Annotated in this window: 20 protein-coding genes; all 20 read right to left on the bottom strand. The window is 70.5% G+C overall.

Translation table 11 applies throughout. The features are described 5' to 3' along the window. Positions 1–8: 8 nt before the first annotated feature. Positions 9–275, bottom strand: coding sequence for a DNA-directed RNA polymerase subunit omega (gene rpoZ / locus ACN4JJ_RS13160; RefSeq protein WP_291056148.1), 267 nt, complete (start codon positions 273–275; stop codon positions 9–11). Between the two features lie 7 nt (positions 276–282). Then, positions 283–1,209 (bottom strand): guanylate kinase, encoded by a 927-nt coding sequence (gene gmk, locus ACN4JJ_RS13165; RefSeq protein WP_440710354.1) that lies wholly within the window; start codon positions 1,207–1,209, stop codon positions 283–285. Further along, complete coding sequence (gene pyrF, locus ACN4JJ_RS13170; protein WP_440710355.1) at positions 1,206–2,114, bottom strand: orotidine-5'-phosphate decarboxylase; 909 nt, start codon at positions 2,112–2,114, stop codon at positions 1,206–1,208. The genes gmk and pyrF overlap by 4 nt, the downstream gene beginning before the upstream one ends. Next, on the bottom strand, positions 2,111–5,398 hold the full coding sequence (gene carB, locus ACN4JJ_RS13175; protein ID WP_440710356.1) for a carbamoyl-phosphate synthase large subunit: 3,288 nt from the start codon (positions 5,396–5,398) through the stop codon (positions 2,111–2,113). The genes pyrF and carB overlap by 4 nt, the downstream gene beginning before the upstream one ends. Then, positions 5,398–6,588 (bottom strand): glutamine-hydrolyzing carbamoyl-phosphate synthase small subunit, encoded by a 1,191-nt coding sequence (carA, locus tag ACN4JJ_RS13180; protein ID WP_440710357.1) that lies wholly within the window; start codon positions 6,586–6,588, stop codon positions 5,398–5,400. Before carA ends, carB begins: the two co-directional genes overlap by 1 nt. Next, positions 6,585–7,127: a PH-like domain-containing protein gene (locus ACN4JJ_RS13185; RefSeq protein WP_440710358.1), complete on the bottom strand. Its 543-nt coding sequence runs from the start codon at positions 7,125–7,127 to the stop codon at positions 6,585–6,587. Before ACN4JJ_RS13185 ends, carA begins: the two co-directional genes overlap by 4 nt. Next, positions 7,127–8,500 (bottom strand): dihydroorotase, encoded by a 1,374-nt coding sequence (locus ACN4JJ_RS13190; RefSeq protein ID WP_440710359.1) that lies wholly within the window; start codon positions 8,498–8,500, stop codon positions 7,127–7,129. Before ACN4JJ_RS13190 ends, ACN4JJ_RS13185 begins: the two co-directional genes overlap by 1 nt. Further along, positions 8,497–9,453, bottom strand: coding sequence for an aspartate carbamoyltransferase catalytic subunit (locus ACN4JJ_RS13195; protein ID WP_440710360.1), 957 nt, complete (start codon positions 9,451–9,453; stop codon positions 8,497–8,499). Before ACN4JJ_RS13195 ends, ACN4JJ_RS13190 begins: the two co-directional genes overlap by 4 nt. Continuing rightward, the gene (pyrR, locus tag ACN4JJ_RS13200; protein WP_440710361.1) at positions 9,450–10,034 is read right to left on the bottom strand and encodes a bifunctional pyr operon transcriptional regulator/uracil phosphoribosyltransferase PyrR; all 585 of its coding nucleotides are present in this window, start codon (positions 10,032–10,034) and stop codon (positions 9,450–9,452) included. The genes ACN4JJ_RS13195 and pyrR overlap by 4 nt, the downstream gene beginning before the upstream one ends. 92 nt (positions 10,035–10,126) lie before the next feature. Further along, positions 10,127–11,095: a hypothetical protein gene (locus tag ACN4JJ_RS13205; protein ID WP_440710362.1), complete on the bottom strand. Its 969-nt coding sequence runs from the start codon at positions 11,093–11,095 to the stop codon at positions 10,127–10,129. Further along, on the bottom strand, positions 11,092–12,054 hold the full coding sequence (locus tag ACN4JJ_RS13210; RefSeq protein WP_440710363.1) for a hypothetical protein: 963 nt from the start codon (positions 12,052–12,054) through the stop codon (positions 11,092–11,094). Before ACN4JJ_RS13210 ends, ACN4JJ_RS13205 begins: the two co-directional genes overlap by 4 nt. Beyond that, the gene (locus ACN4JJ_RS13215) at positions 12,051–12,656 is read right to left on the bottom strand and encodes an RNA polymerase sigma factor (RefSeq protein WP_440710364.1); all 606 of its coding nucleotides are present in this window, start codon (positions 12,654–12,656) and stop codon (positions 12,051–12,053) included. Before ACN4JJ_RS13215 ends, ACN4JJ_RS13210 begins: the two co-directional genes overlap by 4 nt. Before the next feature lie 150 nt (positions 12,657–12,806). Next, entirely contained in the window at positions 12,807–13,217 is a 411-nt protein-coding gene (gene nusB / locus ACN4JJ_RS13220; RefSeq protein ID WP_440710365.1) for a transcription antitermination factor NusB, read from the bottom strand. Positions 13,218–13,228: 11 nt separating this feature from the next. Further along, complete coding sequence (gene efp, locus ACN4JJ_RS13225) at positions 13,229–13,789, bottom strand: elongation factor P (protein ID WP_440710366.1); 561 nt, start codon at positions 13,787–13,789, stop codon at positions 13,229–13,231. Between the two features lie 67 nt (positions 13,790–13,856). After that, positions 13,857–14,321, bottom strand: a complete 465-nt coding sequence (locus ACN4JJ_RS13230; protein WP_440710367.1) for a type II 3-dehydroquinate dehydratase — start codon at positions 14,319–14,321, stop codon at positions 13,857–13,859. Positions 14,322–14,330: 9 nt separating this feature from the next. Beyond that, a complete protein-coding gene (gene aroB, locus ACN4JJ_RS13235) occupies positions 14,331–15,416 on the bottom strand; it encodes a 3-dehydroquinate synthase (protein ID WP_291054998.1) in 1,086 nt (361 codons plus the stop codon). Further along, positions 15,413–15,964, bottom strand: coding sequence for a shikimate kinase (locus tag ACN4JJ_RS13240; RefSeq protein WP_440710368.1), 552 nt, complete (start codon positions 15,962–15,964; stop codon positions 15,413–15,415). The genes aroB and ACN4JJ_RS13240 overlap by 4 nt, the downstream gene beginning before the upstream one ends. Before the next feature lie 9 nt (positions 15,965–15,973). After that, the gene (gene aroC, locus ACN4JJ_RS13245; protein WP_440710369.1) at positions 15,974–17,176 is read right to left on the bottom strand and encodes a chorismate synthase; all 1,203 of its coding nucleotides are present in this window, start codon (positions 17,174–17,176) and stop codon (positions 15,974–15,976) included. A 50-nt stretch (positions 17,177–17,226) separates the two neighbouring features. Continuing rightward, complete coding sequence (locus ACN4JJ_RS13250; RefSeq protein ID WP_440710370.1) at positions 17,227–18,324, bottom strand: hypothetical protein; 1,098 nt, start codon at positions 18,322–18,324, stop codon at positions 17,227–17,229. A 70-nt stretch (positions 18,325–18,394) separates the two neighbouring features. After that, complete coding sequence (locus ACN4JJ_RS13255; protein WP_440710371.1) at positions 18,395–19,270, bottom strand: shikimate dehydrogenase; 876 nt, start codon at positions 19,268–19,270, stop codon at positions 18,395–18,397. Position 19,271 lies beyond the last annotated feature (1 nt).

The raw sequence follows: 19,271 nt of genomic DNA on the forward strand, positions 1-19,271 counted from the left end.
AAGAGTGACTACTCGACGATCGGCGCCGCAGGCTTGATCTCGAGCTTGTCCTCGTTGATCTCGTGCATGGCGACCGAGAGCGGCTTGTCGTCGATGGTGGAGTCGACCAGCGGCCCCACGTTGTCGAACAGGCTGCCTTCGTGCAGGTCGGCGTAGTAGTCGTTGATCTGGCGGGCACGCTTGGAGGCGAAGATCACCAGGGCGTACTTCGAGTCGACCTTCGAGAGAAGTTCGTCGATCGGGGGGTCGATGATGCCGAGCTTGTTGGTGGGCATGGTGTGCTTACTCCTTGCTGCGAAGGCCGGCCTCCTGAGCGGGCGCCTTCTGAATCTGCATCAATTCTACGACCTCCGCCGCCGCGGCCTGCACATCGCGGTTCACGACACGGTGATCGAACTCGTCCTGGGCCGCCAATTCGACCTTCGCGGTGGTGAGCCGGCGCTCCTGTTCCTCGAGCGTCTCGGTGCCGCGGCCGATCAGCCGGCGCACCAGTTCCTCCCAGGTGGGGGGCAGCAGGAACACCAGCCGGGCCTCGGGCATCGCGGCCTTCACCTGGCGCGCGCCCTGGATGTCGATCTCCAGCAGCACGCTCCCGCCCGCGGCCAGAGCGGCGTCGATCGGCGGGCGCGGCGTGCCGTAGCGCGACTTGTTGTGCACCACGGCCCACTCCAGGAACTCGCCGTCGGCGATCATCCGGTCGAACTCGGCGTCGTCGACGAAGTAGTACGAGACCCCGTCGATCTCCCCCGGGCGCGGCGCCCGGGTGGTGGCCGAGACCGAGAGGTGCACCTCGGGGTAGTTCTCGCGGATGTAGGTGGAGACCGTGCCCTTGCCGACCGCGGTCGGCCCGGCGAGCACGACCAGCCGGCTGAGGCCGGGCGCATCGACCTGGGGCGCGCGCTTGGCGAGGTACTCCCGCATCCGCTCCTGCTGGTGCACGCCGAGGCCCGAGAGGCGCTTGGAGGCGGCGATCCCGAGCTTGTCCATCACGCGGTCCACCCGCACGGGGCCGAGGCCCGGGATGCTCATCAGCAGGTCGCGCACGCGCATCGTGGCCTCGATGCTCTCGGTGCTGGAGAGCGCGGTCTCGAGCACCGAGACGGCGCTCAGCCGGCGCTCGTTCACGGCGCGCTTCACGGCGGCGCGGGCCCGGCGGGCGGCGACGGCGGCGCGCGAAGCGGCGGCGCGGTCGACCTCGGGCGGGTTCACGAGATCACCTCGGCGAGAGCGGAGGCGTCGGCCTCGATCGCGCCGGCGAGACCCGACGCTCCGTGCTGCAGGATCGAGCGCGACACGCTCACGATCACGTCCGGTGCCAGCGGCCCGAAGATGCCCGGGATCGACGCGAACGACGCTCCCTGGAAGCCGAATCCCGGCGCGAGCACCGGGGTCGTCGACAGCCCGCGGAGCGCCTCCGCGGTGAACCCGTACTCGTCGAGCCGCTTCGTGGCGCCGAGCACGAGGCCGAAGTCGCCGAGCCGCGTGCGATCGGTGTTGCGCGCGGCGACGCCGTCGGCGACGATCCGCGAGACGCTCTCCCCCGCCTCCGAGCGTGCGGTCTGCAGCAGCCGCGACTCGGGGTTGGAGGTGGCACTCAGCACGAACAGCCCCTTGCCCGCGGCGGAGGCGCGCGCGAACAGCGGATCGAGCGCACCGGTCCCCGTGAAGGCGGTCACGGTGAGCGCGTCCACCTCGAGCGGCGAGCCCGGCTCGAGCCAGGCCGCGGCGTAGCCGTCGTTCGTGGAGCCGATGTCGCCGCGCTTGGCGTCGCCGATCACCAGCAGCCCCGCGGCGCGTCCGGCGGCCAGCACGTCTTCGAGCGCGGCGAAGCCGGCCGATCCGTAGGCCTCGAAGAACGCCACCTGCGGCTTCACGATGCCGACGCGGCCGGATGCGGCCACGGCCTCCACCACGCTCAGCCCGAACGACCGGGCGCCGGCCGCCGAGACCGGCAGCCCCCAGGCCTCGAGCAGGTACGGGTGCGGGTCGATGCCCACGCACAGGTGCCCGCGCGAGCCGAACACCGCGTCCAGGCGCGCCCCGAAGGGCGGCACCGTCGTGGGTTCGGACAGGCGGGCGGTACCGGAGCCGTCGGCGTCAGGAGTCGGACTCATCCGCGGGCGTCCCGGGCGATCGCGTACTCCTGCAGCGAGGTCACCTCGAAGCCGCCGTCGAGCGCCTCGAACGAGGCCACGGCGGCGCCGAGCTGCGCGATGGTGGTGAACAGCGGCTTGTCGGCGGCCACGGCGGCGGCGCGGATCTCGTAGCCGTCCACGCGCGCCGAGCGCCCCGACGGCGTGTTGATCACGATGTCCACCTTGTCGGCGTTGATCAGATCCACGATCGACTCGTTGCCGCTGGTCTTGCCCTCGGAGAACTTCTCCACGATGCCGGCGTGGATGCCGTTGCGGTTCAGCACCTCGGCCGTGCCCTCGGTGGCGAGGATGTGGAAGCCCAGCTGCTGCAGACGCAGCACCGGAAGCACGATCGCGCGCTTGTCGCGATCCGAGACCGACACGAACACGGTGCCCGAGGTGGGCATCCCGCCGTACGCGGCCTCCTGGCTCTTGGCGAAGGCGCGCGGGAAGTCGCGATCGATGCCCATCACCTCGCCGGTGGAGCGCATCTCCGGGCCGAGCACGGAGTCGACGATCAGTCCCTCCTTGGTGCGGAAGCGCTTGAACGGCAGCACGGCCTCCTTCACGGCGACCGGCGAGTCCAGCGGCACGATCGAGCCGTCCTGCGAGGGCAGCATGCCCTCGGCGACCAGGTCGGCGACGGTGGCGCCCACCATGATCCGCGAGGCGGCCTTGGCCAGCGGGATGCCGAGCGCCTTCGACACGAAGGGCACGGTGCGCGACGCGCGCGGGTTGGCTTCCAGCACGTAGAGGATGCCGGCGCCGATCGCGAACTGCACGTTGAGCAGCCCGCGCACGCCGATTCCCTCGGCGATCTTCTGCGTGGCCGAACGCACCGCGTCGATCTGGGAGCGGCCGAGCGTCACCGGGGGCAGCGAGCAGCTCGAGTCGCCGGAGTGCACGCCGGCCTCCTCGAGGTGCTCCATGATGCCGCCCACGTACAGGCGCTCTCCGTCGTAGAGGGCGTCGACGTCGATCTCGATCGCGTCGTCGAGGAAGCGGTCCACCAGCAGCGGGTTGGCGGCGCCCACCATGCCCTGGCCGGCGATCCGCTCGAAGTAGTCGGCCAGTGACGGGGTGTCGTAGACGATCTCCATGCCGCGGCCGCCGAGCACGTACGAGGGGCGCACCAGCACCGGGAAGCCGATCTCCTCGGCCACAGCCACGGCCGAGTCGTAGTCGGTGGCCGTGCCGTTCTTCGGCGCCAGGATGCCGGCGGCGTCGAGGATGCCCGAGAACAGTCCGCGCTCCTCCGCCAGGTCGATCGCGGCGGGGGTGGTGCCGAGGATCGGCACGCCGGCCTCCTCGAGGCCCTTCGCGAGGCCCAGAGCGGTCTGGCCGCCGAGCTGAACGACGACGCCCACGAGCTCGCCCGACTGCTGCTCGGCGTGGATGACCTCGAGCACGTCTTCGAGCGTCAGCGGCTCGAAGTACAGGCGGTCGCTGGTGTCGTAGTCGGTCGACACCGTCTCCGGGTTGCAGTTGATCATGATCGTCTCGAAGCCGGCGTCCGACAGCGCGAACGAGGCGTGCACGCAGGAGTAGTCGAACTCCACGCCCTGGCCGATGCGGTTCGGGCCCGATCCGAGGATGACCACCTTGCGGCGGTCCGAGGGCTCGACCTCGGTCTCCAGGTCGTACGAGGAGTAGTGGTACGGCGTGAGCGCGGGGAACTCCCCCGCGCAGGTGTCCACCGTCTTGTAGACCGGGCGGATGCCGAGGATGTGCCGCACCTCGCGCACCTCCTTCTCGCCGAAGCCGCGCAGGGTCGCGATCTGGGCATCCGAGAAGCCGTGCTCCTTGGCCAGCGTGAACATCGCGTGGTCGGCGTTCTCCGAGGCGGCGATGGCGTCGGCGACCTCGTTGATCAGCACGATCTGGTCGATGAACCAGGGGTCGATCTTGGTGGCCGCGAAGACCTCCTCGTTCGTGGCGCCGGCGCGGAGGGCCTGCTGCACGGTCACGATGCGGCCGTCGGTGGGCACCGCGGCGATCGCGAGCAGGGCATCCTTGTCGCCGGGCTCGCCGTCCCAGTGGAACGACGATCCGCGCTTCTCGAGCGAGCGCAGCGCCTTCTGCAGCGCCTGGGTGTAGTTGCGGCCGATGGCCATCGCCTCGCCCACCGACTTCATGGTGGTGGTCAGCGTCGGGTCGGCGGCCGGGAACTTCTCGAACGCGAAGCGGGGCACCTTCACCACGACGTAGTCGAGCGTGGGCTCGAAGGAGGCCGGGGTCACCTTGGTGATGTCGTTCGGGATCTCGTCGAGGCGGTAGCCGATGGCCAGCTTCGCGGCGATCTTGGCGATCGGGAAGCCGGTCGCCTTGGAGGCGAGAGCCGACGAGCGCGAGACGCGCGGGTTCATCTCGATCACGATGATGCGCCCGTTGGCCGGGTCAACGGCGAACTGGATGTTGCAGCCGCCGGTGTCCACGCCCACGGCGCGGATGATGTCGATGCCGATGTCGCGCAGCTTCTGGTACTCGCGGTCGGTGAGGGTGAGCGCGGGCGCCACGGTGATCGAGTCGCCGGTGTGCACGCCGACCGGGTCGACGTTCTCGATCGAGCAGACGACCACCGTGTTGTCGGCGGTGTCGCGCATGAGCTCGAGCTCGTACTCCTTCCAGCCGAGGATGCTCTCCTCGAGCAGCACCTCGGTGGTGGGGCTCTGGTGCAGGCCGTCGCCGACGATGCGGCGCAGCTCGGTCTCGTCGTAGGCGAAACCCGATCCGAGGCCGCCCATGGTGAACGAGGGGCGCACGACCAGCGGGTAGCCGAGGTCTTCGGCGAATCCGACGGCCTCCTCGACGGTGTGCGCGATGTGCGAGCGGGCCACGTCGGCGCCGCACTGCAGAACCAGCTCCTTGAAGATCTGCCTGTCTTCGCCCTTGTTGATGGCCTCGAAGTTCGCGCCGATCAGCTCCACGTCGTACTTCTCGAGGATGCCGTGCTCGTGCAGCTGGATGGCCGCGTTCAGCGCGGTCTGGCCGCCCAGGGTCGGCAGGATCGCATCCGGCTTCTCCTTGGCGATGATGGCCTCGATGACCTGCCAGGTGATGGGCTCCACGTAGGTGGCGTCGGCGAAGTCGGGGTCGGTCATGATGGTGGCCGGGTTGGAGTTCACCAGGATGACGCGCACGCCCTCTTCGCGGAGCACCCGGCAGGCCTGGGTGCCCGAGTAGTCGAACTCGCAGGCCTGGCCGATCACGATCGGGCCGGACCCGATGACGAGAACGCTCTGGATGTCGTCTCTCTTGGGCATTACTGGTTGTCTCCTTCGGAGGGGGCCTCGACGACGTGCGCATCGGCCTCGAGGGCCGCGGTCTTCTTCGCCAGGATCATGTCGCGGAAGCGGTCGAACAGGTACATGGAGTCGTGCGGGCCGGCGGCCGCCTCGGGGTGGTACTGCACCGAGAAGGCGTTCAGGTCGAGGCAGCGGATGCCCTCCACCACGTCGTCGTTGAGGCTCAGGTGGCTCACCTCGACGCGGCCGAAGCCGGCGGGCGACTCGACCACTCCCTCGCGCGGCGCGTCGACCGCGAAGCCGTGGTTCTGGCTCGTGATCTCGACCCGTCCGGTGGTCTTGTCGAGCACCGGCTGGTTGATGCCGCGGTGGCCGAAGGGCAGCTTGTAGGTGCCGAAGCCGAGCGCGCGGCCGAGCAGCTGGTTGCCGAAGCAGATGCCGAAGTAGGGCAGGCCGCCGCGCAGCAGGTCCTGCAGCAGCTCGACGTGGGTCTCGGATGCCTCCGGGTCGCCGGGGCCGTTGCTGTAGAACAGGGCGTCGGGCTCGAGGGTGCGCACCTCGGCGGCGGTGATCGACTCGGGCAGCACCTCCACGTCGAAGCCGCGCTCCGCGAGGTAGTTCAGCGTGGAGGTCTTGACGCCGAGGTCGAGAACCGCCACCGAGCCGATCCGCTCGCCCACGGCGGGCACCTGGTAGTGCTCGTGCGTCGAGACGACGGTCGAGAGCTTCTGGCCGGCCATCTCGGCGCCCGAGCGCACGGCGTTCAGCTGCTCGGTGGGGTTCAGTTCGTAGTCGGCGCCGGAGAAGATGCCGGCGCGCATGGCGCCGAGGCTCCGCAGGTGGCGGGTGACGGCGCGGGTGTCGATGCCCGAGATGCCCACCACGCCATCCGTCTGCAGGTCGTCGTCGAGCGAGCGCTGCGCGCGGAAGTTCGATACGACCCGGGAAGGGTCGCGCACCACGTAGCCGGCCACCCAGATCTTCGACGACTCCTTGTCGGTGTCGTTCACGCCGGTGTTGCCGATGTGCGGGGCGGTCTGCATCACGATCTGGCCGGCGTACGACGGATCGGTGAGCGTCTCCTGGTAGCCGGTCATGCCGGTGGCGAAGACGGCCTCGCCGAGGGTGCGGCCACGGGCGCCGTAAGCACGTCCCTCGTAGCGTCGCCCGTCTTCCAGCACGAGAACGGCGGGTTCGGTTGAGATCACGACGAGGTTCCTTCCTGTTGCGGACTGCTTTGTTCGGGGATGAGCGTGTTCACGGCCTCGATGATGCGGTTCGCATCGCCGAGGCCCGTCGCCCGGAGATAGCTTTCGACGTCGGCGGGTCGGTCCGCTGCGTCGTAGGTCCAGTCCAGGCGCACGAGGCCCCCGGTCTCGACCACGCGATCGATGGCCCAGGTCGAGCGGCCCACCGAACGCAGCGCAGCGCGCGCGACGAAGGTGACGGGCTCGCCCGGGATGGTCAGGGTGACGCCGGTGTCGGACACACTGACCACGCCGCGCCCGCGGAACGCCAAGCCCGGGATGGTGAGTCGGTCCAGCGGATCGCCGGCGGTCGTGGTGGCGACGTAGAGCACGGGGACGCTCGCGATCTCGGTGCCGGCGACCTGGTCGGGCGCGGCCACGGAGGGCTGCCGGAACGCCGCCTGGCGGCGCTTGCGGGCGCGCCACGCCAGCACCATGGCCAGCAGCAGCAGGATCGCCAGCACCGTGACGAGGAGTCCGGGAACGAGGTGGCTGTCCATCAGGCGGAGACCCCCTGCGCGGCTTCGGCGGCCAGCTGGGCGGCACCGAACGCGGCGGCCTCGTTCACCGGTGCGAGCTCGCCGTCACGCAGCGACGCGAAGCCGTGGTGGAAGCTCCAGCGCACGTTCCCGGCCAGGCTCACGCCCTCGTAGGGCGTGTTCGACGACTTGCCGTGCAGCCGGTCCAGCGTGAACTCGCTCCGCGAGGAGGGGTCGACGAGCACGATGTTCGCGGCGCTGCCGATCTCGAAGGAGTGGCTGTGGTCGTGCAGGCGGCCGATCCGGGCCGGGGCGTCGGAGAGGATGCGGGCGACATCCGCCCACTCCAGCAGCCCCGTCTCCACGAGTGCGGTCTGCACCACGGGCAGGGCCGACTCGAGGCCCACCATGCCGAACGACGCGGCATCCCACTCGCACTCCTTGCTCTCGCGCGGGTGCGGGGCGTGGTCGGTGGCCACGATGTCGATGGTGCCGTCGGCCACGCCGGCGCGCAGCGCCTGCACGTCTTCGTCGCGGCGCAGCGGAGGGTTCACCTTGTACTTGGCGTCGTAGCTGCGCACGAGGTCTTCGGTGAGCAGCAGGTGGTGCGGCGTGGCCTCGGCGGTCACCGCGATGCCGCGAGCCTTCGCCCAGCGCACCACCTCGACCGATCCGGCGGTCGACAGGTGGCACACGTGCAGCCGGGCGCCCACGTGCTCGGCCAGCAGCACGTCGCGCGCGATGATCGACTCCTCGGCCACGGCCGGCCAGCCCTTGAGGCCGAGCTCGCTCGAGAGCGCACCCTCGTTCATCTGCGCGTTCTCGGTGAGCCGCGGATCCTGGGCGTGCTGGGCGATCACCCCGTCGAAGGTCTTGACGTATTCCAGCGCCCGCCGCATGAGCAGCGAGTCGTGCACGCACTTGCCGTCGTCGGAGAACACCCGAACGCCCGCGCGGGACTGCGCCATCGCACCGATCTCGCTGAGCCGCTCACCGGCGAGCCCCACGGTGACGGCGCCGATCGGCCGCACCGTGGCGTAGCCGGCGGCCTTGCCGAGCGCCTGCACCTGCTCCACCACGCCGGCGGTGTCGGAGACGGGCATCGTGTTGGCCATGGCGAACACCGCGGTGAAGCCGCCGGCCGCCGCGGCGCGCGTGCCGGTGAGCACGGTCTCGCTCTGCTCGAAACCGGGCTCGCGCAGGTGGGTGTGCAGGTCGACGAGTCCGGGCAGGGCCACGAGGCCCGCCGCGTCGACGACGGTGGTGGACGCCGAGGCTCCGGATGCGGCATCCGCGCCGATGGCCGTGATGCGCCCGCGCTCGATCAGCAGATCGGTGGGGGCACCGCCCAGCACGGCAGCACCCTTCAGCAGGTGGCTGGTGGTCTCGCTCACGCCAGGGCCTCTCGTTCGCCGGAGAGCAGCAGGTAGAGCACCGCCATCCGGATGGACACCCCGTTCGCGACCTGCTCGAGAACCGTCGACTGCGCCGAGTCGGCGGCACCGGCCGAGATCTCGAGGCCGCGGTTCATCGGTCCGGGGTGCATGACAATGCTATCCGGGCGGAGGGCCTTCATCCGCTCGTCGTCCAGACCCCACTGCCGGGAGTACTCCCGCGCGTTCGGGAAGTAGGCCGCGTTCATCCGCTCGCTCTGGATGCGCAGCATCATCAGCACGTCGGGCTTCACCTCGGCGAGGCTCGCGTCGAGGTCGAATCCGACGGTCGCGGGCCAGCCGGCGGCACCCACCGGCACCAGGGTCGCCGGCGCCACGAAGTGCACCTCGGCGCCGAGGGTGCGCAGCAGCCACAGGTTCGACCGGGCCACCCGCGAGTGCAGGATGTCGCCGACGATGACCACGCTCACTCCGTCGAGGCCCTTGCCGCGGCTCGCGCCCGGGAAGAGTCGGCGGCGCATCGTGAAGGCGTCGAGCAGGGCCTGAGTCGGATGCTCGTGGGTGCCGTCGCCCGCGTTCACCACGCCGGCGTCGATCCAGTCGCTCTGCGCGAGCACCTGGGGTGCGCCCGAGGCGTGGTGCCGGATGACGACGCCGTCGGCGCCCATCGCGGCGAGGGTCTGCGCGGTGTCCTTCAGGCTCTCGCCCTTCGACACGCTGGAGCCCTTGGCGGAGAAGGTGATCACGTCGGCCGAGAGGCGTTTGGCGGCCGCCTCGAACGAGATGCGCGTGCGGGTGGAGTCTTCGAAGAACAGGTTCACCACGGTCTTGCCCCGCAGTGTCGGCAGCTTCTTGACCTCGCGGGTCTGCACCGCCGCCATGTCTTCGGCGATGTCGAGGATCTGCACGGCCTCGTCGCGGCTCAGGTCTTTGGTCGAGAGGAGGTGTCTCATGCCTCGTCTCCCCCTGCTCCGATGCTCGACGCATCGGACCCGCCCGCCTCTTCGATGCTCACTCCCTCGGTGCCGTCGATCTCGGCGAGCCGCACGTTGATGCGCTCCTCGCGCGAGCTCGGCAGGTTCTTGCCCACGAAGTCGGCCCGGATCGGCAGCTCGCGGTGCCCCCGGTCGATCAGCACGGCGAGCCGCACGGCGCGCGGCCGACCGAGGTCGTTGAGCGCGTCGAGGGCGGCCCGGATGGTGCGGCCGGAGTAGAGCACGTCGTCCACGAGCACCACGGTCTTGCCGTCGATGCCCTGGCGCGGAACCTGGGTGGGGGCCGGCGTCCGCACCGGATGCTTCGACAGGTCGTCGCGGTACATGGTGATGTCGAGCGACCCCACGATGGCGGCCGGATCCGCCCCGGGCTCGATGCCCGCGATGAGTCGCGCGATCCGTTCGGCCAGGAGCGACCCTCGCGTCGGGATGCCCAGCACCACGAGATCCTCGGCCCCCCGGTTGGACTCCAGGATCTCGTGCGAGATCCGAGTCAACGCCCGGGTGATGTCAGCCTGCTGCAGCACTGTGCGCGCCATGCAACCGACCCCCTTCCCCGCCTCTCGGACGGACTTAAAGGATGTCTACTTCGTGCGCTCCCCAGCCTAGCAGCCACCAGCCGGCGCCCGGCTCAGGGCAGGCGCTGGAACCACGTGTGCAGCTGCACGAAGCCCTGCGGATATCCTGCGATGGCGGCGTCGAGTTCGTCGCTCGGAGCCGTGCGGCCGACCCAGAGGTACGGATCCGGTGTGGTGCGACCCTCCGCGTCGGAACTCGAACGGGCGACGTGGGGATCGGGACCGAAGAGCGGCTCGGCCCGCGCGCTCGCCAGCTGCGAGGCCGAGACCTGGGAGGTCACGATGCAGGCGGCGTCGGGGAAGAGCTTCTGCATGCCCGTGCGCACGGCCTCGAGGTCGGCATCCGCGGCGGCACCGATCAGGGCGACGCCGACGCCGTCGGCGACCCAGAGCGAGGCCCAGCCCACGACCTGCTCGGGGTACGCCGCCGAGTACGGCCCGATCAGCCCCTCCAGGTCGCCGGCATCGCGCCAGCCGCCTTCGGGCGCCGCGCATCCGTAGTTCGCGGGATCGGCCTCGGCGAACAGCGCAGCGCTCTTCTCCTCGTCGGTGGCGTACGTCGGCTGGGGTTCGGGGTTCTGCGGCGGCGCCCAGACCGCCTCCTGTAGGGCCAGCGCCTCCTCCGTGTCGACGCCGGTCACCGTGAAGTGGTTCGAATCGCCATCGAAGTACCCGGTCACCACGTGGGCGGACCACGTCCACCCGTCGTCCTCGCCCTCGACCGGAGCGGGCGAGCTCGTGGCCAGCGCCGCCGCATCCACCCCGGAGACCTCCAGTGGGTCCTCGCACACCGAGGGCTTGCCCCACCCGGAGTCGCCGAACGGTACGCCGCACATCGAGACCTCGCCCTCGGGTGACACCCAGAGCGCGGCGCTCCCCCACAGCTCCGGCCCGGCCGGAGCGGCGGAGGTGGGCGGCAGGTCGGTCGAGACCGCGCCCCCGGCCGTGCATCCGCTCAGCATCGTCAGCCCGGCCACCGCAAGCACCGCGCCGGCCGCAGCCGCTGCCTGGCGCCGGGTCATCCGGAGATCAGGAACCTCCCGATCTGCGTCACCCCGTCGGATTCGTAGAGCGGGATGGTGCGATCCACCCCGGCGTTCTCGTCCTGCCATGTCTTCACGTCCTCCGCTGTACTGAACTCCTGCATCGCCGCGGTGCCGTCGGCCGCCTCCAGCTCGGTCCGGCGGATGTACCCCCGCTCGCCGTTCGACGCCGATCCGGATGCCGCGATCAGGTCGGGCTCGCCCGCGCCGGGCTTGTTCATGATGCCGTAGGTCTCACCCGCCGCGTTGATGCCCCAAGCCGTCTCGACGTGATTGACGTACTGGATGGTGAAGATCGAGGAGGCGCCCGGATCCGCGTCGATGTAGAGCGTGAGACCCGCATCGAGCGGGTAGTCCCCGTAAGAGCTGAAGGAACCGGCGCCCGGCCCGTCGCAGCCGGAGGAGCCGTTGTTGTGGTCGGCGTTCTGGCCGAACCGGGTCGTCCCGGCGCTCAGGCAGAGGAACGACACGCGCACGTGCGTCGCGCCCTCCGGCGGATCGAAGGGGAACAGCGCGGTCCAGCCCGAGCCCGCCGGAGCCGCGTACGGCGAACTGCCGTCGGCGGCCAGCTGGAAGGTCTCGGCGCTGCCGAGCATCGAGATGATCGGCGATCCCGGCGAGACCCCGTCCGGTGCCGGCACACCGCGCAGGCCCACGGCAATGACCGCGTCATCGAGTCGAGCGCTCGCCGTAGCGGAAGCGTCGTCCGGGGCGGCGGGAGAGCTGGATGCGACGTCCTCGGGCCGGAAGGTCGTGGCCGCCGCCGAGACGGCACCGCCCGTGAGCACGCCGGCGAGCACGAAGGCGGCGATCCCCGTCCAGCGCGGCCTCCGGTGCGACCGCGACCGGGGCAGGGGCCGAGGAGTGTCCTCGACGGAGTCGGAGAGCAGCCGCCGGAAGGCCAGGCGCCGCTCCGGGTCGAACTCGGGAATACTCATGCGGGGTTCTCCTCCAGATCGAGACCACGGTGCGCCGGGGCCGCCGGTTCGGCGTGCAGCAGGGCGCGGGCGCGGCGCCGCGCCCGCGTCAGGCGGGCTTTCGCGGCATCGCGGCCGATGTCCAGTGCCGCCGCGCACTCCTCGATGGAGAATCCCTCCACCGCGGACAACACCAGGATCTGTCGGTCACCGGCGCGCAGGCGGCCCAGCGCCGCGGCGAATCGGCGCTCCTGCTGCAGGGCGTCGATGCGGTCGAGCGCCTCCTCGGCGACATCGGGCGCGGGCGGATCCGGTGGCAGCTTGGCCAGCAGGTTCCGGTGCCGACGGCGGCTTCGCGCGGCGTTCCGCGACACGTTGGCCGTCGTGACGAGCAGCCACGGGAGCAGGGATCCCTCGACGATCCGCACCCGTTCGCGCAGTCGCCACAGCTCCAGGAAGGCGGTGGCCACCACGTCCTCCGCATCGTGCGCGGAGGGCGCGTCCCGCAGCGCCGCGCGGAACAACCGCCTCTCGTGCCGATCGAAGATCAGCGCGATGGCTCCCCCGTCGCCCCCGAGGCTGCGTCGCCACAGCACCTCGTCGGACTCCACCCCTGTATCCATGCTCACATCTTGGTATGTCCGGCCGGAGCCATCCGGGGACACTTCGTGCCGGAGCATCCGCCGGGACGTCGCAAGGGATCCGCCGAGAAGCCGGAAAGGGTGCCAGGCCGAAGCCTTGGCACCCTTTGCGAATTCTCGACGAGCGAGTGACTAAGCCGACTGGGCGACCTTGCCGAGCACGCCGTTCACGAAGCCGGCCGACTCGTCGGTGGAGAGCGTCTTCGCGGCCTCGACCGCCTCGGCGATGGCGACGGACGCCGGCACCTCGTCGTTGAACAGGATCTCCCAGATCGCGATCCGCAGCAGCGCGCGGTCGACGGCCGGCATCCGGGCGATCGTCCAGCCCTGCGCGTAGCTCTCGATCGTCTCGTCGATCTCGCTGAAGTGGTCGACGACACCGTCCACGATGTCGCGGGCGTACAGCCACGAGGCCTCGCGGTCGGGCTCCGAGGCCGCGCGGGCGGCCTCGGCGGCCAGCGACTCGGCGATCGGGATCTGCCGCACATCGGCGGCGAAGAGGATGTCGAGAGCGCGCTTACGCGCCTTCGTCCGTGCGCTCACAGACCGGCGCCCTAGGAGACGCGGCCGAGGTAGTCGCCCGTGCGGGTGTCGACCTTGACCTTGGTGCCGATCTCCAGGAACAGCGGAACCTGGATCTCGTAACCCGTCTCGACGGTGGCGTTCTTCGTGCCGCCGGTGGAGCGGTCGCCCTGCAGGCCCGGCTCGGTGTAGGTGATCTCGAGCACGACAGATGCCGGCAACTCGACGTAGAGCGGCTCCCCATCGGTCAGCGCGATCGTGGCGTTCTGCTGCTCGAGCAGGAAGTTCGCGGCGTCGCCGACGATGGTGCCGGGGATGGTGATCTGGTCGTAGTCGGTCGTGTCCATGAACACGAAGTCGTCGCCGTCCTTGTACAGGTACTGGTAGTCGCGACGGTCGACGTTGGCCGTCTCGATCTTGGCACCGGCGTTGAAGGTGCGGTCGACGAGCTTGCCCGTGCGCACGTTCTTGATCTTGGTGCGCACGAACGCCCCGCCCTTGCCCGGCTTGACGTGCTGGAACTCGATGACGTTCCAGAGCTGACCGTCGATGTCGAGCACGGTGCCGTTCTTGATGTCGTTCGTTGAAGCCATGTAAGAAGTGATCCGTTTCGAAGTATGAGGTGAGACCGGCGTTTCGGTCCTGAAAGAGTGTACCGGGTCAGGCTTCGGGCGTCAGGAACGGCAGCAGCCCGATCAGCGCGAGCCGGTACGAGGTGAAGCCGAATCCGGCGATCACGCCCGAGGCGACCCCCGAGATCACGCTCGTGTGCCGGAAGGTCTCGCGTGCGTGCGGGTTCGAGATGTGCACCTCGATCAGCGGCAGGCCCGCCTTGGTCACGAGGGCAGCCGCATCCCGCAGCGCGTACGAATAGTGCGTGAACGCCGCCGGGTTCAGGATGACCGGGGTCGTGGTGTCGACGGCCTCGTACAGCCACGCGATCAGCTCGGCCTCGTCGTTGGTCTGGCGCAGGTCGATGCGGATCGGCTCGGGCGAGGGGATCGCCTCGGCGTCGACCCGCAGCAGTTCGCCGAGCGCCTCCAGATCCTGCGACCCGTACACGTCGGGTTCACGGCTGCCGAGCCGGCCCAGGTTGGGGCCGTTCAGAACGAGCACGGATGCCATCGGGACCTCCTAGGACGCGATCTCTTGGTAGGCGGCGAACAGCAGCGACGTTTCCGGCCCCTGCAGCACGCTCGGCCGGGCGAGCCCGTCGAGCACGATGAAGCGCAGCATCGCGCCGCGGGTCTTCTTGTCGCGCTGCATGGTGGCCAGCAGTGTCGGCCAGCGGCCGGCGGGGTAGCTGTGCGGCAGGCTGAGCGAGTCCAGGATGCGGCGCATCCGGTCGACCTGCTCGTCGGGGAGTCCCCGGGTGAGCCGGCTGAGCTCGGCGGCGAACATCATGCCCACGGCCACCGCCGCGCCGTGCCGCCACTGGTAGCGCTCGGCGTGCTCGATCGCATGCCCGAGCGTGTGCCCGAAGTTCAGGATCTCGCGGAGCCCGGCCTCCTTGAAGTCGGCGCTCACCACCCGCGCCTTCACGGCCACGGAGAGCTCGATCAGCCGCTGCATCTCCTCCGACGCCGGATCGGTCGCCCGCTCCACGTCGGCCTCGATGATGTCGAGGATCTCCGGCTCGGCGATGAAACCGCACTTCACGACCTCGCCGAAGCCCGCCAGGATCTCGTTCTTCGCCAGGCTGGTCAGCAGATCGAGATCGGCCACCACCAGCGACGGGGCGTAGAAGGCGCCCACGAGGTTCTTGCCCTCGTTCGTGTTGATGCCGGTCTTGCCGCCCACCGAGGCGTCGACCATCCCGAGCAGCGTCGACGGCACCTGCACGAGCGTCACGCCGCGCAGCCAGGTGGCGGCCACGAAGCCCGCGAGGTCGGTGACCGCTCCCCCACCGAAGCCGATCACAGCGTCGGTGCGGGTGAAGTCGGCCTGGCCCATCACCTGCCAGCAGAAGGCGGCGACCTCGACCCGTTTGCCGGCCTCGGCATCCGGGACCTCGGCCAGCAGCACGTCGAAACGGCCGAGGCCCAGCAGGCTCTCCCGCAGCTCGGCGGCGCGGGCGCCCAGGGTGGGCGGATGCACGACCAGCACCTTGTTCACGCCGGCGGGCAGGCCGTCGGCCACGCGGTCGAGGATGCCGCGGCCGATCAGCACGTCGTAGCCGTCATCGCCGGTGATCGGGATGACGGTGGGGGCGTCGGTCATCGGATGCTCTCCTCGGGCTGGGTGCGGTCGGTCGTCGTGTCGGAGGCGGAGCGGCGGGCACCGGCCTGCGCTCGCGCCCACTCGGCGACCTCCTCGGCGAGGTCGTCGGTGGCGCGGTCGGTCGTGTCGATGGCGTGGTCGGCGAGCCGCTGGTAGAGATCGCGGCGCTGCTCGTACAGGGCGATCCACGAGTCGACATCGCGTACGAGCGGCCGCTTGCCGCTGCCGAGCCGACCGGCCACGGCGTGCGGCTGCACGGTGAGCAGCAGCACCGGCAGCCCGGCGAGGTCGCGCTGGGTGTCGGGGTCGAGAACGGCCCCGCCGCCGAACGAGACGACGGCGTCGGTGGCCAGGGCCTTGACGACCTCGGCGCGCTCGAGCGTGCGGAAGTGCGGTTCGCCGTGCGCACTGAAGATGTCGACGATCGGGCCGTGTGCCGCCACGATCAGCTTGTCGGTGTCGACGTAGGGCACATCCAGCAGCCGGGCGACCCGCTTGCCGATGCGCGATTTGCCGGCCGCGGGCGGGCCGATCAGCACGAGTCTCATGCGCTCGCCCTAGTCGGCGCGCACGATGTCGGTGCGCAGCGCCTCGGGGATGGCGGCGAGGTACGACTCGAGGTTGCGGCGGGTCTCCCCCACCGAGTCGCCGCCGAACTTCTCCAGCACGGCGTTCGCCAGCACGAGGGCGGTCATCGCCTCCGCGACGACGCCGGCGGCCGGAACGGCGCAGACGTCGGAGCGCTGGTGGTGCGCGGCCGCCTCTTCGCCGGTGGCGACGTCGATCGTGTGCAGCGCGTGCGGAACGGTCGCGATCGGCTTCATGCCGGCGCGAACCCGCAGCACGGTGCCGGTGGACATCCCTCCCTCGGTGCCGCCGGCGCGATCGCTCGAGCGGGAGATGGATCCCGCCTCGCGGTACAGCTCATCGTGGGCGGCGGATCCTCGGCGGCGGGTGGTCTCGAAGCCGTCGCCGACCTCGACGCCCTTGATCGCCTGGATGCCCATCAGGGCGGCGGCGAGCTGCGAGTCGAGCCGGCGGTCCCAGTGCACGTGCGAGCCGAGTCCCGGGGGCAGGCCGTAGGCGAGCACCTCGACGACGCCGCCGAGGGTGTCGCCCTCCTTGTGGGCGTCGTCGATCTCGGCGACCATGAGGTCGCTCGTCGCCTTGTCCCAGCAGCGCACCGGATCCGCGTCGAGCGCATCGACGTCGGAGGGCACGGGCAGCGGGGATCCCTCGGGCACGCGCACGGGCCCGATCGCGAGGGTGTGGCTGACGAGGGTGATGCCGAGCTCGCCGAGGAACGCCCGGGCGATCGCGCCCAGGGCGACGCGGGCGGCGGTCTCGCGGGCACTCGCGCGCTCGAGGATGGGCCGCGCCTCGTCGAAGTCGTACTTCTGCATGCCCACCAGGTCGGCGTGACCGGGCCGGGGCCGGGTCAGCGGTGCGCTGCGGCCGCGACCGGGCAGAGCCTCGTCGAGCGGCTCGACGCCCATGACCTCGGTCCATTTCGGCCACTCGGTGTTCCCGATCCGCACCGCGACGGGGCTGCCGAGGGTGCGCCCGTGCACGACGCCGCCCGACATGGTGAGTTCATCCTGCTCGAACTTCATCCGGGCGCCGCGGCCGTAGCCGAGCTTGCGCCGCGCGAGGTCGGTGCGGAGGTGGTCGAGAGTGACGGGGATGCCGGACGGGAGGCCCTCGAGGATCGCGATGAGTTCTTGACCATGGGACTCGCCGGCGGTGAGCCAACGAAGCATGATTACGATCCTCCCACAGACCCGAGGTACCCCCCGGCACACGACACCGCTCAGGGGGTCGCTTCGAAGCCCGTCCGGTCGGTGTTCGTCGCTGCACTGATGTTCGTGCCGCGGCGGTCGTCGTCGTTCGGGATGACTCCGATGAAGTTGACCTGGGAGCCCGACAGGTTCTCCGGAACGGTGTCCGGGAGGCCGTCGGTGTAGCTCAGCGAGAACGTCACGACGTCGCCTTCGACGAGGTCGACCGTGGTCGTGTAGTACTTGTAGAGCACCTGGCCGACGTACGAGTCGTCGCGATCGAACACGATGGCGCCACCCGCCGGCTGCCCGTTCAGCTGGATGTCGTCGACCGTGATGGCCGTGCTGACCCGCTGGTCGGTGAGGATCATGATCTGCCCACCGGCCACGGCCGGCGTCGGCCCGGTCGAGGTCAGCGTGACGCTCGTCGCGCGGTGGCTGTAGCCGGCGCCGCCCGCGAAGTCGACGCGCTCCCAGACGGCCTCGGCGATGACGCCCCATGCGGTGGCGGGCCCGACGTCCCGGTAGCCGGCGTAACTGACGGAATTGTTGCTCACGTCGATGTCGCCCGCAGGTGATCCGACCACCCAGGTCGAGTCGAGCACCGGCTGAACCCCGTCGTTCGGGTAGACGGCGACGGTGTCGAAGTCCATGGACACGCGGAAGCCCGTGTAGGAATCCGTGCCCGCCGGGATGGCGTAGGGGATCGTGGCGGTGATGGTGGAGCGGTTGCCCGCGACCGTGTTCGACACGATGGTCAGGGCTTCGGGGGTGTCGTCGCCCGGGAACGCCCCGCGCATCCCGGTGAACTGGAACACCCGGGAGTCGACACTGACGGTCAGCGTGGCTCCCGCCGGCGACGCCACGGTTCCGTGGTTGCTCACGACGATCCCGAGCGGAGCGCCGGCGGCCCACCGGCGGCTGAAGTCGGCACTGAACACCGGGAGCGAGTCGCCCAGCTGGAGCGGGTCCACGGCCAGGTCGAAGCCCGCCTCGCTGGCACTGGCGGCAGGAGCGGCGAGCGTGATCGCGACGACGGGTGCGCTCCACGCGGCAGCGGTCAGAACCGAGCGGCGCGAGAGAGGTCCGCCGCCGGCAACACCCCCGTCCACGCTGTCGTCGAGGTGCACAGGTGTAGGATAAATCGGCTCAGACATCCTGCAACGTTAGCGTGCACCCATGAATTCGGCCATTCGGGGGTCAGGCCAGGCCGACGGCGTCGAGCATCGCTCGCGTGACGGCCTCTTCGTCGGGCAACGGCAGCAGCGGGTCGCCGTTCCGGAAGATGCGGATCTGCGCCACCGCCTGGTGCACGAGCATCGCGAGGCCCGACACGGTGGTCGACCCGGCGTCGTCCCACAGTGCGCCCAGCTCGCTCGGCCACGGGTGGTAGGCCACATCGAGCAGCGTCGACGTGTGCGGCGCACGCGCCCCGATGAACAGAGCGGATGCCTCGACCCCGCCGGGCAGCGTGCTGATCGTCACCCCCGGCTCGAGCTCGGCGACCGCCGGGTCCGTCAGCGCCCGCACCGAGGTCGTGAGGCCCGAGGCCCGTGCGGCCTCGACGACCGAGGCGGCCTTCGACGGGGTGCGCAGCACGATGTCCACGTGCTCCACGCCGAGCTGCGCCGCCGCGACCACGGCCGAGCGCGCCGTGGCGCCCCCACCGACCACCAGGGCGCTGAGCCCCGCCGTGACGCCCGCGCGCTGCAGGGCGGTGACGATGCCGTGCACGTCGGTGTTGAACCCCGAGAGCCGGCGCGCCGCATCCGGGGCGTACTCGATCAGCACGGTGTTCACCGCCCCGCTCGTGGCCGCCACTGCGTCGACCGAGTCGAGGGCGGCGGTGATCGCCTCTTTGAGCGGCATCGTCAGCGAGAGCCCGCGCCACTCCGACCCGAGCCCGGCGACGAATCCGCCCAGCCGTTCGACGTCGATCTCGTGCCGCTCGTACTCCCAGGGCAGGCCGAGCAGCGCGTACGCGGTCTGATGAAGCAGCGGCGACTTCGAATGGGCGATCGGCGACCCCAGAACGGCGAGCCGCTGACCGTTCTGCGCCGAGAACGGAGCGCTCATC

Origin of the sequence: Herbiconiux dendrobii (assembly GCF_052048175.1) — a bacterium.
GTDB lineage: Bacteria > Actinomycetota > Actinomycetes > Actinomycetales > Microbacteriaceae > Herbiconiux.